The organism is Saccharopolyspora aridisoli (genome assembly GCF_004348445.1).
In the GTDB taxonomy this organism is placed as follows: domain Bacteria; phylum Actinomycetota; class Actinomycetes; order Mycobacteriales; family Pseudonocardiaceae; genus Saccharopolyspora; species Saccharopolyspora aridisoli.
In genome coordinates this window covers 103,351-116,429 of record NZ_SMKV01000012.1, presented here as the reverse complement: position 1 = coordinate 116,429, position 13,079 = coordinate 103,351, and the positions used below count along the sequence as shown (strand labels likewise).

Here is a 13,079-nt window from a genome sequence, read left to right as displayed (position 1 = left end):
GCACTCCCCGCGGAACCGCCAGGACGCGGAGCGGCCGGAGGCCGCGCGGGTGCGCACCACGGCCGTGAAAGCCGTTGTGCGCAGCTGTGACGGTGAATTCGCCGTGCGGTCTGGGTGACCTGCGCCATGCCTCCCGTAGGTTCGGTGCGAGCGCGTTCCTGGGGAAATCCCTAGGATCTGCGGCCGGTGTCTTGATTTCTGCTCGGCGTCCCGACTTCCCTGGTTCCGGCCCTGCCGAATTTCGGTCGAAGTGCGGGGAAAAGCGTGTTCGAGGAACGTCGTCGATCTCCCGCGACAAAGGGGGCGGCGGCGTCCGGAAAGGGCGGTAGCGATGCGACGCGCACTGTGCCCGGTGGAAGCCCTCTACGTCGGCCAGCGCAGCAGGGCCGTGCTCTCCTGCGAGGTGCGCGGACGCATCGACGCGGCGCTGCTGGCGCGGGCGTTCGACGAGGTGATCGCCGAGCACCCGACGCTGCGCGCGCGAATCGTGCCGGACGGTGCCGGTCACGCCTTCGCGCTCCTCGGCGCGGAGGAGCGGCCTCGGCTCAACGTGCGGACCGGGGTGGACACCGCGCACGGCGACGAGCTCAACGATCCGCTGCCGGTCGGCGGCCCGCTGGTGCGCGCGACCCTGGCCTCTGACCCGGCGGAATCCGCGCAACAGCGCCACATCCTCGTGATCTCCGTCGACCACGCGGTCATCGACGGGCACAGCGCTATCGCCATGCAGAACGCCGTCTGGGACCGCTACCGCGCGCTCGTCAACGGCGAACCGACCGCCGCGCCCGCGCGCGAACCCGGCTGGCCTGCCCCGATCAGCAGCCTGCTGCCGCCAGCCGACGAGGCCGTCACCGCCGAGCACCTGCGCGAGCGGCTGGCCGAAGTCCGGCGGTACCCCGTCGAACTCCTCCCGTACGACGGCTCGGGCAGCGGCGGCCGCATCGAGATCCGCAGGCTGCTCCTGGACGCCGAGCGCACCACCGCGCTGCGCGAATTCGCCCGCGCGGCGGGAGTTTCGGCGCACGGGCTGATCAGCGCGGCACTGCTGTCCGTCGCGCGCGCCCGCTTCGACGGCGACGCCCCTCGCGTGCTCGGCTGCCTGTCGCCGGTCGACCTGCGCTCCCGGCTCGTCCCGCCGGTGCCGCACACCGAGATGGTCGCCGCGGTGGCCACCCACCTGCACGCGCTGCCGGTGGCGGCGAACCCGGATCCCGTTGCGTTGGCGCGGGAAGTCACCGCGCACCTGCGCGGGGCGATCGCCCGGGGCGAGCACCTCCACGACATGCGGATCACCCCGGAGGTCATGCGCAACCCCGCGCTGCAGACCGCCACGGTGATCGCGACGAACATGGGCGCGGTGCCCGGACCCCGCCTGCCCGCCGGGCTGGAGCTGACCGACGTGCGCCTCGTGCCCGGCCGGGAGCACTACTTCCCGCAGGCCGGCCGCAGCCCGCTGATGGCGTGCGTCGTGTCCTTCGACGGGCGGCTGGCCGTCGAGCTGCCGCACCACACCGCCTGCTTCAGCGCGCGGTTCATGCGCGCGTTCCGCGACGACCTCCGCTCCGCGCTGCTGTCGCTGTCCGCACCGAACCAACTTCCCGCCTGAGCGCACCCGACCGGTTTCCCCCGAGGAGCGAGCCTCCGAGATGAAGACCGCGCACGAACCGAATCCCGTCCTCGCACTGCTGCCGCGCGCCCAAGACGGCGAGTCGCAGGCGATGAACGAGCTGCTCACGCACATCACGCCCTACGTGGCCCGGGTGTGCACCTCGGTCGCCCCGCACCACAGCTCCGATGCGATGCAGGAGGCGCTGCTGGCGATCTACCGGGGCCTGAGGACGTTGCGCGAACCCGCGGCGTTCTACGGCTGGGTCCGCTCGGTGACCGTCCGCGAGGCCGTCCGCACCGTCAAGCGCCTCAACGACGGCACGACCCACTCGCCGGTGGAAGCCCGCCACGACTCGAACCCGCTGGACCGGGTGCACATCAACGACGTGCTGGAACGGCTGTCGACGCCGCACCGGGAGGTGCTGACCCTGCGGGCGTGGGGCCTCAGCGAGGAGGAGATGGCCGAAACCCTGCGCCTGCCCGTCGGCACGGTCCGCTCCCGCCTCCACCGAGCCCGCCGCTGCTTCCAGGAGGCCTGGTACCCCTCGGCGGCCTGATGCTCAGAAGCGGTGGCGCAGGAGGCGGCCCGCAACGAGTTCTCCGAGACCAGCTGCAAGCCGGGGCTTGCAGGCCGTTCGGGTCGTCGATGCCCCGGTGCAGGCGGGAGCCGGAGCGGGTCACCGCGGGGTGAGGTGGGTGCTCGGCGTGTCGGACGCGTCGAGCAGGAGCTCACCGCTGGGGGAGTGATCGACGACCGGGCACAACAGCGCGCGCAGCACCACGGTTATCGACGTGTGGAGGAATGGGTTCGGCGACCACGGGGTGGTCGCCGAACCCAGTGCGAGGTGATCGCGATCAGGTCGGCGAGATGCCGCGCTCGCGCATCCACGGCAGCGGGTTGATCTTCTTGCCGCCGGCGTTCCACACCTCGAAGTGCAGGTGCGTACCGGTGGAGAAGCCGCGGTTGCCCATGGTCGCGATCTGGTCGCCGGCTTTGACCTTGTCGCCCTCGTCAGCGGTGATGGTGTTGACGTGGCCGTAGACGGTGATGGTGCCGTCCTCGTGCTGGACCCGGACCCACATGCCGAAACCGCTGGCCGGACCGGCTTCGATGACCACGCCGTCGGCGACCGAGTAGATCGGCGCGCCCTTGGAGTTGGCGATGTCGATGCCGTAGTGGGTGGTGCCCCAGCGGCCACCGAAGCCGGAGGTGAAGTTGCCCTGCGCCGGAACGTGGTACTTCGGCTGCTTGGCGGCCTCTTCGGCCGCGCGCTGAGCCGCTTCGCGTGCCTCGGTGATCCGCTCGCTCTTGGTCAGCTTCTCCATCTCGGAGCTGATGTCGGAGCTCTTGGCGACCGGGAGCATGGCGGGCGCTGGGGCGCTGCCACCCATGCCGTTGTAGGAGGAGGTGTCCCCGGACATCGCGGTGTTGAACGAACCCGCGGCGTCGGAGGCGTTGAAGTCATCGCTGTCGGGGGAGGCGTTTCCCTCGCCCGCTGCCAGCGACTGACCGGCTGCTGCGAATGCGCCCGCCGCTACTGCTGCGACGACGACGCGGCCGCGCCAGGCCGATGCTGCTGATGCACCCCGGCTCCGATCCCGCTTGCTGGAGGAGTCGTCGGGGGACACCTCCGGATAGCCGGGAAAGGGTCGTTCGCCGCCGGGGGAGCGGTGGTGAGCCAATGCCTGCCCTTCCGTCTCGGGGAGCCTGATCTCCGCGGGCCCGGAACGGGGATTTCCGGGTGGCCGGTCGGGGAACCGGTCGAAGGTTGTCCTTCGTGATCAGACCGTGACAACGGACCGGGGGACAGTAACCAAGCTGATCCCCTAGGGGCAAATCCCGATCTGTTGCGCGTCGGCCGCAGCGAGTGCTCGAACGAACCCCCGTCGTGCGGATCGCCGGGTCTTCGCCGATACTGCGCGTGGTCGTCGCACAGCGGAGCCACCTGCGGCTTCGTGATCGCAACCGGTGGTTCCGAACGGCCCAGCGCCCCCGGTCTTCGGAACCGATCCGGACACCCTAGGGCGTCGATTCGTGTCGCAAGTCACACCCCAAGAGCGTCTTGTCGGCGCGTCGAAGATGCTCCGTTCGGGCGCTCCTCGGGCGTGTCGGCCCGCGCGGAACCCCGAACCGTGACTGCCGGTGGTGCCTCGGCGGGGCCACCCGGTTGCTAGCGTCTGCGCCGTGACTGCGCGGCCCGACCTCCCGTCCGGTTCCTCTGCCTCGGCGGCTCCTGCCAAGGCCACGGACCCGCAGCCAACGCTCGGCACGTCGGCCCGCCTGCGCGCCGCGATCACGCTCGCGGTCCTCGGTGTCGCGCTCACAGCAGTCGGGCCGCTGCTCGGACTGACCAGCCCGGCCGTTCCCGCCGCTTACCCGGGCTGGCCGCTGCTGCTGGTGCTCGCGCTGCTCGCCCCGGTCGCGGCAGCGTTGTTCGCGCGGGCCGGGAAGCCGATGGCCGCTGCCGCGGTGCTCGTCGGCCCGGCCGCCTTCGCCCCCGGAAGGCTCGGGCAGGACGTGCAGTTCGCCGTCGAAGCGGGCATGGCTGCCCGCCCGGAACTCCTCCGCGCCTCCTCGCTGATCAACTTCGCACCCGCCATCGGCTGGTGGCTGCTGGCGACCGGGCACGTGATCGTGCTGATCGCGGGGGTTCTGGCCACCTGGGGCACTCGCGAATCCGGCGCCGGAACGCAGCGGCAGGGCCTGCTCACCTCGGCGCTGTGCGCCGGGGTGCTGGGCGGCGTCGCGGTGCTGATGGCGCCGTTCTCCTCCGACGACCCCTACCTGCCCGCCGAAACCGCCCTGGACGGGCCGCTGCCCGTGCTCATCGGCAGCGCGCTGCTGGCCATCGCGGTGCCCTGCGCCGCCGGTCTGCTCGCCGGTTCGACGGACCTGGAGTTCGCGCGCGGCGGACTGCTGGGCGTGGCGCTCTCGCTGGTCGCGGTCGTCGTGCCGCCGCTGGTGTCGGTGCTGGTGCTCGACGAGGTGATCTTCGCCTGGGGTCCGCTGCTCGGACTGCTGGCCGCCGCGGTGCTGCTCGTGCTCGCGGTGCGGGCCGGTCGCGGCGACCAGTCCGAGGACGTCGACGACCTCAGGCTTCCCGCGCTGACCAGGCTGCTCACCCTCGCCGGGGCGTTCGCGCTGCTGGCCGGTGCGGTCGCGGTGCTGGCCGCGCTGACCCCGCACGTGTCCATGCCCTACGGGCTGCGCGACCCGTCGGAGTACCCGGCGCGGATGCTGCTCCCCGCCGGATTCCTGCTGGCGCTGGTCGGTGCGGGCATGTTGCTGCCGAAGCTCTCGCTGCTGCTGCGACCGGTGCTGACCGTGCTGTGGGCGGTGGTTCCGCTGGCCGCGGCCGGATCGCTGGACGCGGTGTTCACCGCCGCGCAGGCCGCCGGTGCCGGTGCGGGTCTCGGCGCCTGGGCGGCCGGTGCGTCGGTGCTGTTCGCCGCGATCGCGGCGGTGCTCGCGGCGATCGCCGGAGCGGTGGAGCGCGACGACGTCGACCTCACCGAGATGGCGATGCGCCGCCTGGTCCTGGTCCCGTCGTTGGTCGCGCTGGTCCTCGGCGCCGGGGCGTTCTCGCTGCCGGTGCTGACCGCCCCCGGCTACAGCGCTCCGGGCGTTTTCACCGACTTCGGCACCACCTCGTGGGGTCTCGTGCTCGCGCTCGCCGCCGTGGTCGGCGCGACCGCGCTGGCACCGATGTGCCGTCCCGGACAAGCCGCCGCGCTGCTGTGCGGCGCCGCGCTGCTGGCGGGCGTGCGCGCGCTGGAGTTCCCGCTCACCGCCGAGCGCCTGCCCGGAACCACTCCCGGACTCGGCCTGTGGTTCGGCCTCGGGTGCGTCGTGGTCCTGCTCGGCACGGCGCTGGCCGCCCGCACCACCGCCGAACCGACCAACTGAGTTCACTCGCCCGGACGTCTTGTGGGAGGCGTTCCGGTGCCCGAACATGGGCGCAGCGCTGTCACGGCGCCTGTTCCGTTCGTCACGCGAACGCAGATATCGCTCCTGCCGCACAAGGCGATTCCCCGTGTTGGACGGGTCGACCAAGGCAGACGCCCTACCTCAGGTGAGGCAGTTCACCAGGTGCGCCGCCCCATGCGTCATCGCAGGTCGATATCGTCACCGAGTCCGACACCGACGTCGCAGGAGAGTCGAGTGGACCTGTACGAGTACCAGGCGAAGGAGCTCTTCGCCTCCCACGACGTGCCGACGCTGCCCGGCACCGTGGCGACCGACCCGCAAGGGGCCAAGGCAGCAGCCGAAGAACTCGGCGGGCCCGTAGTCATCAAAGCCCAGGTCATGACCGGTGGCCGGGGCAAGGCCGGCGGTGTGAAGCTGGCCGAGGACCCGGATGAGGCCCAGACCAAGGCCGAGGCCATCCTCGGGCTGGACATCAAGGGCCACATCACCAACAAGGTTCTGGTCACGACCGCCTCCGACATCGCGGAGGAGTACTACTTCTCCTTCCTCCTCGACCGCGCGAATCGCAACTTCCTCGCGATGGCCTCGGTCGAGGGCGGCGTGGAGATCGAAGAGGTCGCGGCCACCAAGCCCGAGGCCCTGGCGAAGATCGCGATCGACCCGATCGAGGGCGTCGACCTCGACAAGGCGAAGGAGATCGTTTCCGCCGCCAAGTTCCCGGTCGAGGTCGCCGACCAGGTCGCCGACGTGATCGTCAAGCTGTGGGAGACCTTCGTCGCCGAAGACGCCACTCTGGTGGAGGTCAACCCGCTGGTGAAGGACCCCGAGGGCAAGGTCATCGCCCTCGACGGGAAGGTCACCCTCGACGAGAACGCCGCGTTCCGCCAGGCCAAGCAGGCCGAGATGGTGGACAAGGACGCGGAGAACGCGCTCGAGGCCAAGGCCAAGGAGAAGGGCCTCAACTACGTCAAGCTGGACGGCGAGGTCGGCATCATCGGTAACGGTGCCGGGCTGGTCATGTCCACGTTGGACGTCGTGGCCTACGCCGGCGAGAAGCACAGCAACGTCAAGCCGGCGAACTTCCTCGACATCGGCGGCGGCGCCTCCGCCGAGGTCATGGCCGCCGGTCTGGACGTCATCCTGGGCGACTCGGACGTCAAGTCGGTGTTCGTCAACGTCTTCGGTGGGATCACCGCCTGCGACGCCGTGGCCAACGGCATCGTGCAGGCGCTGCAAATCCTCGGTGACGAGGCCACCAAGCCGCTGATCGTCCGCCTCGACGGCAACAACGTCGACGAGGGCCGCCGCATCCTGGCCGAGGCCAACCACCCGGTCGTCACCGTGGTGGACACGATGGACGGTGCGGCCGACAAGGCCGCCGAGCTGGCAGCGGGGGCGTGAGGCGATCATGGCTATCTTCCTCAACGAGAACAGCAAGGTGATCGTTCAGGGCATCACCGGCTCTGAGGGCACCAAGCACACCGCTCGCATGCTGCGCTCCGGCACCAACATCGTCGGCGGTGTCAACGCCCGCAAGGCCGGGCAGACCGTCGAGATCGAGGGCGAGGAGCTCACGGTTTTCGGCAGCGTTCAGGAGGCGATGAAGGAGACCGGCGCCGACGTGTCGGTCGTCTTCGTGCCGCCGAAGTTCGCCAAGGACGCCGTGATCGAGGCCATCGACGCCGAGATCGGCTTGGCCGTGGTCATCACCGAGGGCATCCCGGTGCACGACTCGGCCTACTTCTGGGCGCACGCGAACGCCACGGGCAACAAGACCCGGATCATCGGGCCGAACTGCCCCGGCATCATCTCGCCCGGCAAGTCCAACGCGGGCATCATCCCGGCCGACATCACCGGCGCGGGCAAGATCGGTCTGGTGTCCAAGTCGGGCACGCTGACCTACCAGATGATGTACGAGCTGCGGGACATCGGCTTCTCCAGCGCCGTCGGCATCGGTGGTGACCCGATCATCGGCACCACCCACATCGACGCGCTGCAGGCCTTCGAAGAAGACCCGGAGACCGAGGCCATCGTGATGATCGGTGAGATCGGTGGCGACGCCGAGGAGCGCGCCGCCGACTTCATCAAGGCCAACATCACCAAGCCGGTGGTCGGCTACGTCGCGGGCTTCACCGCGCCGGAGGGCAAGACCATGGGCCACGCGGGCGCCATCGTCTCCGGTTCGTCGGGCACCGCCTCGGCGAAGAAGGAGGCCCTGGAGGCCGCGGGCGTCAAGGTCGGCAAGACGCCGAGCGAGACCGCCAAGCTGATGCGCGAGATCGTCAAGGGCTGAGACCCGCACCGACCTCGTTCGTTCGGGGCCGGGCTCCCCGCGGGGAACCCGGCCCCGACGGCTTTCGGGGAGTTCGGCGGCGTGAGCCGTTGTGCCAGGTGTGGGACGCAGCTCGCACCGCCCGCGGGTCCTCAGCGGTTCTCCGGTGAGGACAGCCGAAGAGCCGTGCATCGGCATGCGTGAGGCCTGGCTCCCGGAGCCATCGGGCCGCTGAGGTCCACCCCGAACAACGCTTCAACGGCCGGGCCGCCCTGCGGACGGCCGGTATTCGGTACCGTCGATCAGCACGCCCGATCGAGTGCCTTCGAGGAGTCCGATCAAGTCATGTCCGCCCCGTACCCGCAACAGCCGAACACCGACGGGGGTCGTCGGTCGTTCGAGTTGAGAGAAGTCCTCGCGATGGTGGCGGCCGGCGCCGGCGTTGTCGGCTACCTGCTCGGGTTCTTCGACGACGGAGTCGGCGCCCTGATGGGCAGCATGGCCGGCTTCGGCCTCGTCGCCTCCGCGGTGCTCGCGGGCCTGCGGTTCCTGCCGAAGACGCCGGACGCGCTGTTCGCGGCCGTCCCGCTGGCGGCCTACTCCGCGCTGGCGCTGCTGCAGGACGTCCTCCGCAACACCGCATCCGGCCTGGTCTCGGTGCTGATGGTGCTGGCACTCGTGCAGCTGGCCGCGGTGCTGGGCGTGCTGCTGGTCGAGGGTGGCGTGGTCAAGGCCGGTGACCCGGCGAGCAGCCCCAAGCCCAAGTCGCACGGGCAGCCGTTCCCGCAGGGACCCGGCCCGCGCGGCCCTGGCCCCGGTGGTCCGGCCGGTCCTGGCGGCGCGCGTCCCGGCCCCGGTGCTCCCTCCGGCCCCGGCTGGAGCCCGCAGGGGCAGCCCGCTCCCGGCGCCCAGTTCGGCGGCCCGCCGCCGTGGAACCCGGCCAGCGGCGGTCAGCCCGCCCAGCAGCAGCCGGGCAGCCGGAACCCGTCATCCGACGGGTTCACCACGGCCACCCCGGACTCCAGCGGCCCCCAGCCGAACCGGCCCGCGAACCAGTCCGGCCCGACCCCGCAGCCCGGCCAGCAGCAGAACGGTCAACCCGCGCAGCAGCCGCCCGCCCAGTCCGCCCAGCAGCCGCAGTCCCAGCCGAATTCCGAACAGGACAGCGGAGGCCCCCAGGGCACCCGCCAGATGCCCCACCCGGGCGCCAACCCGCCCACCTTCTGATCGGCATCCCGTCGCGCCGACCGTGATGCGGCGCGGCCACGGGCGGTTCTGGTCCGAACCGCTCAGGATCAATGCCGGTTGTGCCCGGTCAGTCGGACCACAACCGCCCGAAGGCCAAAGGCGCATCGCCCGATGGGCGGAGGCGCTGGCGTGTTCAGGGCCGTTCGGAGCAGTGGTGGTGCGACATTCGGTCGCGTGTCTGCGCTAGATCCGATTCCCCATGCCGTGGCCGCTGGCCATTCCGACCGGAGACCGGGTCTGCGCCGGTGGTTGTTCATCGCCGTCGTCGGCGCGGTTCCGCTGATCGGGTTCTTCGCCGTCGCCGCCCTGATCGCGCTGGTCGTGGGCATCGCCAGCGGAGCGGGCCTCAACCCGATGCCGGTCCTGGTGGCCGTGATGCCCGGCTGGCTGGTGCTCTACCAGTCACCGCTGAAGATCTCGGGCGCCCCGCTGAGCGTGCTGCCGATGCTGCCCACGATCGGCGTGGTGCTGCTGGTGGCCGCGGCGTCGGCGTTCGTCGCCCGCCGCTGCCGGCTGCGTCGTCCTGATCAGGCGTGGCCGGTGATCGCGACGATGGCGCTGGTGCACGCGTTCGTGGGGTCGCTGTTCGCGTTGCTGCTGACCGATCCGTTCAGCGCGGTCCCGGTCGAGGCGTTCCTGAGCTGCGGACTGACCGCCGCGATCGCGGCGACCGCCGGGGTCGCCAACCGGTGCGGCCTGTTCTACCTGCTGTGGGAGCGCACCGACGCCTACGTGTGGACGGGTCTGCGGATCGGGTTGCTGACCATCGCCACGGTGGTCGCCGTCGGCGCGGGCGTGCTGCTGGTCGCGATCGTGCTCTCCGCGCCGGAGATGGTCACCTCGATGTCGCGGATGGGCGGTGCGGGAGACGCCATCGGTGCCACGGTGTTCTCGCTGCTGTACCTGCCGAACGCGGTGCTGGCCGGCTGGTCCTTCGCCGCGGGCAGCGGGTTCTCCCTCGGTTCCCAGGTCGTCCAGCCGTTGCAGCACACGCCGGGACCGCTGCCCGACCTGCCGCTGCTGGCGGTGGTGCCGGACGACGGGCCTTCCGTGTGGTGGTCGGCGGTGCTGCTGCTCCCGATGCTGGTCGGAATGCTGATGGGGCTTCTCGCCAGGCGCGTTCCCGGTCCGCTCGTCCGCCGCCTGGTGGTGGTGCTGGTCGCGGCCGGGGTGGCGGCGCTGGCGGTGCTGGTGCTGGCGGCGGTCGCCGGTGGCTGGCTCGGCAACGGCCCGGTCGGGGCGGTGTCGTTCCACCCGGTCGGTCTCGCGCTGGCGACCTCGTGCTGGCTGGCTATCCCGGCGCTGGCGATGACCTGGCTGGGTGGCGTGGAGGAGGCCGACGACCCGGCGCTGAGCGCCTTCGCCACCGACGAGTTCGACGAGGACATCGATCCAGGACCGGCCGAGGACGACCAGGCCGAGGACTTCGACTACACCGACCTCGACGAGCTGATCGCCGAAATCCCCGCCGCCCGCGCGGAATCCGACGCTGAACCCGCTCCCGGCACGGACGTCACCGCCGAGGAGTTCGACGCCGAGCTGGACGAGGAGGAGCCCGCACCGCGCGACCGGAGGTGAGCGCTGCGCCACTCGCCCGGGCCCTGCCGGAGCCGACCCCGCAACCAGGTCTTACGCTGCGGGGGAGATCGTGCCGAGGCATGTCAGGAGCGAACGCTGAACCCGAGTACGCCCGACCAGCCGAGCACCGCCGCGCACCCGAACCGGATCACGACAGCCGCCCCGGCGCGGGTGGTCGTGCTCATCTCCGGTTCCGGCACCCTGCTGCAGGCCCTGCTCGACGCAACCAGCGAACCCGACTACCCGGTCCAGGTGGTCGCGGTGGGCGCCGACCGCGACGGCATCGAGGGACTGGCCCGCGCCGAGCGCGCCGGCATCCCCACGTTCGTCCGCAAGATCGGTGATCACCCCTCCCGCGAGGAGTGGGACCGCGCGCTGACCGAGGCGTGCGCCGAGCACGAGCCGGACCTGGTCGTCTCCGCCGGGTTCATGAAGCTCGTCGGCGCCGAGTTCCTGGCCCGTTTCGACGGCCGATACCTCAACAGCCACCCAGCGCTGCTTCCCTCGTTCCCCGGTATGCACGGGGTGCGGGATGCGCTGGAGTACGGAGTCCGCATCACCGGTTGCACCCTGTTCGTGGTGGACGCCGGTGTGGACACCGGGCCGATCCTGGCCCAGGAAGCCGTCGAGGTGCTGCCCGATGACGACGAGGCGAGCCTCCACGAGCGGATCAAGGCCGTCGAGCGGCGGCTGCTGGTCGGCACCCTTCAAAAGCTGGCGTTGCACGGGTGGACCGTGCAGGGACGGAAGGTGAGTATCCCGTGACCTCGAACTCCCAGGAGCGGCGCCCGATTCGTCGCGCGCTGATCGGCGTGTCGGACAAGTCTGGCCTGCTGGAGCTGGCCACCGGGCTGCACGCCGCCGGGGTGGAGATCGTCTCCACCGGTGGCACGGCGCGCGCGATCGCCGATGCCGGCGTGCCGGTCACGTCCGTCGAGGAGCTCACCGGGTTTCCGGAGGCGCTGGACGGCCGGGTCAAGACGCTGCACCCGCGGGTGCACGCTGGTCTGCTCGCCGACCTGCGCCGCGAGCAGCACGCCAAGCAGCTCGCGGACCTCGACATCGCCCCGTTCGACCTGCTGGTGGTCAACCTCTACCCGTTCGTGCAGACGGTGGCCTCGGGCGCCGCGCAGGACGAGGTGATCGAGCAGATCGACATCGGCGGTCCGGCGATGGTGCGCGCTTCGGCGAAGAACCACGCCAACGTCGCGGTCGTGGTCGACCCGAGCCGCTACGAGTGGGTCCTCGAGGAGGTCCGCGAGGGCGGTTTCACCATGACCGACCGGGTCGAGCTGGCCGCCGAGGCGTTCCGGCACACCGCGTCCTACGACGTGGCGGTGGCGTCCTGGATGAGCAGGGTTCCGACCGGTGACGACGCCGCGTTCCAGGGCTGGATCGGCGAGACCTGGCAGCGCCGCTCCGCGCTGCGCTACGGCGAGAACCCGCACCAGCCGGCCGCGCTCTACGTCTCGGGCGGGCAGGCCACCGGACTGGCCGCCGCGGCGCAGCTGCACGGCAAGGAGATGTCCTACAACAACTACGTGGACGCCGACGCGGCGTGGCGTTCCGCGCACGACCACGACGAGCCGTGCGTGGCGATCATCAAGCACGCCAACCCGTGCGGCATCGCGGTCGCCGAGGACATCGCCGCCGCGCACCGCAAGGCGCACGAGTGCGACCCGGTGAGCGCCTTCGGTGGCGTGATCGCGACCAACCGCGAGGTGTCGGTGGCGATGGCCGAGCAGGTCGCGGAGATCTTCACCGAGGTCGTGGTGGCCCCCGGCTACGCCGAGGGCGCGGTGGACGTGCTGAACAAGAAGAAGAACATCCGCCTGCTGACCGCTCAGCCGCCGCAGGGCGGCCGGGTCGAGATGCGCGCGATCTCCGGCGGCATGCTGGTGCAGGGTTCGGACGCGGTCGACGCCGAGGGCGACGACCCGGCGAACTGGACGTTGGCGACCGGTTCCCCGGTGGACGCGGCGACTCTGGCGGACCTGAAGTTCGCCTGGCGGGCCTGCCGCGCGGTGAAGTCCAACGCGATCCTGCTGGCCGACGGCGGCGCGACGGTGGGCGTGGGCATGGGCCAGGTGAACCGGGTCGACTCGGCTCGGCTGGCGGTGTCCCGCGCCGGTGACCGGGCCAAGGGTTCGGTCGCCGCCTCGGACGCGTTCTTCCCGTTCCCGGACGGCCTGCAGGTCCTGCTGGACGCGGGTGTTCGCGCCGTGGTCCAGCCGGGCGGTTCGGTCCGGGACGACGAGGTCATCGCCGCGGCCGAGGCCGCGGGCGTCCCGGTGTACCTGACGGGCACTCGCCACTTCGCCCACTGACGAGCAGTCCCGACGAGCCCCGGACCCCGCGGTCCGGGGCTCGTCGCGTTCTTGCGGGCGCCCCAGGCCTACGGCTGAGCGCCTGGTTGGTCGCGGAGGCGGCATGCTCGTCTCCCCG

At 71.3% G+C, this 13,079-nt stretch carries 10 protein-coding genes; 9 read left to right on the top strand and 1 reads right to left on the bottom strand.

Annotated features, from left to right (window positions below; genetic code table 11):
- Positions 1 to 331 precede the first annotated feature (331 nt).
- A complete protein-coding gene (locus E1161_RS12285; RefSeq protein ID WP_132622764.1) occupies positions 332 to 1,606 on the top strand; it encodes a phthiocerol/phthiodiolone dimycocerosyl transferase family protein in 1,275 nt (424 codons plus the stop codon).
- 40 nt (positions 1,607 to 1,646) lie between these two features.
- On the top strand, positions 1,647 to 2,165 hold the full coding sequence (locus E1161_RS12280) for an RNA polymerase sigma factor (protein WP_132622762.1): 519 nt from the start codon (positions 1,647 to 1,649) through the stop codon (positions 2,163 to 2,165).
- 298 nt (positions 2,166 to 2,463) lie between these two features.
- Here E1161_RS12280 and E1161_RS12275 read toward each other — a convergent pair whose 3' ends face one another.
- Positions 2,464 to 3,237, bottom strand: a complete 774-nt coding sequence (locus E1161_RS12275) for a M23 family metallopeptidase (RefSeq protein WP_132622760.1) — start codon at positions 3,235 to 3,237, stop codon at positions 2,464 to 2,466.
- A gap of 556 nt (positions 3,238 to 3,793) precedes the next feature.
- Here E1161_RS12275 and E1161_RS12270 point away from each other — a divergent pair.
- From E1161_RS12270 to purH, 7 genes are all read left to right on the top strand, one after another.
- A complete protein-coding gene (locus E1161_RS12270; protein ID WP_207920200.1) occupies positions 3,794 to 5,515 on the top strand; it encodes a hypothetical protein in 1,722 nt (573 codons plus the stop codon).
- 255 nt (positions 5,516 to 5,770) lie between these two features.
- On the top strand, positions 5,771 to 6,937 hold the full coding sequence (sucC, locus tag E1161_RS12265) for an ADP-forming succinate--CoA ligase subunit beta (protein WP_132622758.1): 1,167 nt from the start codon (positions 5,771 to 5,773) through the stop codon (positions 6,935 to 6,937).
- A 7-nt stretch (positions 6,938 to 6,944) separates the two neighbouring features.
- On the top strand, positions 6,945 to 7,829 hold the full coding sequence (gene sucD / locus E1161_RS12260; protein WP_132622756.1) for a succinate--CoA ligase subunit alpha: 885 nt from the start codon (positions 6,945 to 6,947) through the stop codon (positions 7,827 to 7,829).
- A gap of 324 nt (positions 7,830 to 8,153) precedes the next feature.
- Positions 8,154 to 9,035, top strand: coding sequence for a DUF5336 domain-containing protein (locus E1161_RS12255; RefSeq protein WP_132622754.1), 882 nt, complete (start codon positions 8,154 to 8,156; stop codon positions 9,033 to 9,035).
- Between the two features lie 225 nt (positions 9,036 to 9,260).
- Entirely contained in the window at positions 9,261 to 10,634 is a 1,374-nt protein-coding gene (locus E1161_RS12250; RefSeq protein ID WP_132622752.1) for a cell division protein PerM, read from the top strand.
- A gap of 177 nt (positions 10,635 to 10,811) precedes the next feature.
- Positions 10,812 to 11,399 carry a phosphoribosylglycinamide formyltransferase gene (gene purN, locus E1161_RS12245; protein ID WP_235874973.1) on the top strand — a complete coding sequence of 196 codons (588 nt, stop codon included), beginning with the start codon at positions 10,812 to 10,814 and terminating at the stop codon, positions 11,397 to 11,399.
- Complete coding sequence (gene purH, locus E1161_RS12240) at positions 11,396 to 12,961, top strand: bifunctional phosphoribosylaminoimidazolecarboxamide formyltransferase/IMP cyclohydrolase (RefSeq protein ID WP_132622748.1); 1,566 nt, start codon at positions 11,396 to 11,398, stop codon at positions 12,959 to 12,961. Before purN ends, purH begins: the two co-directional genes overlap by 4 nt.
- The last annotated feature ends 118 nt before the right edge of the window (positions 12,962 to 13,079 follow it).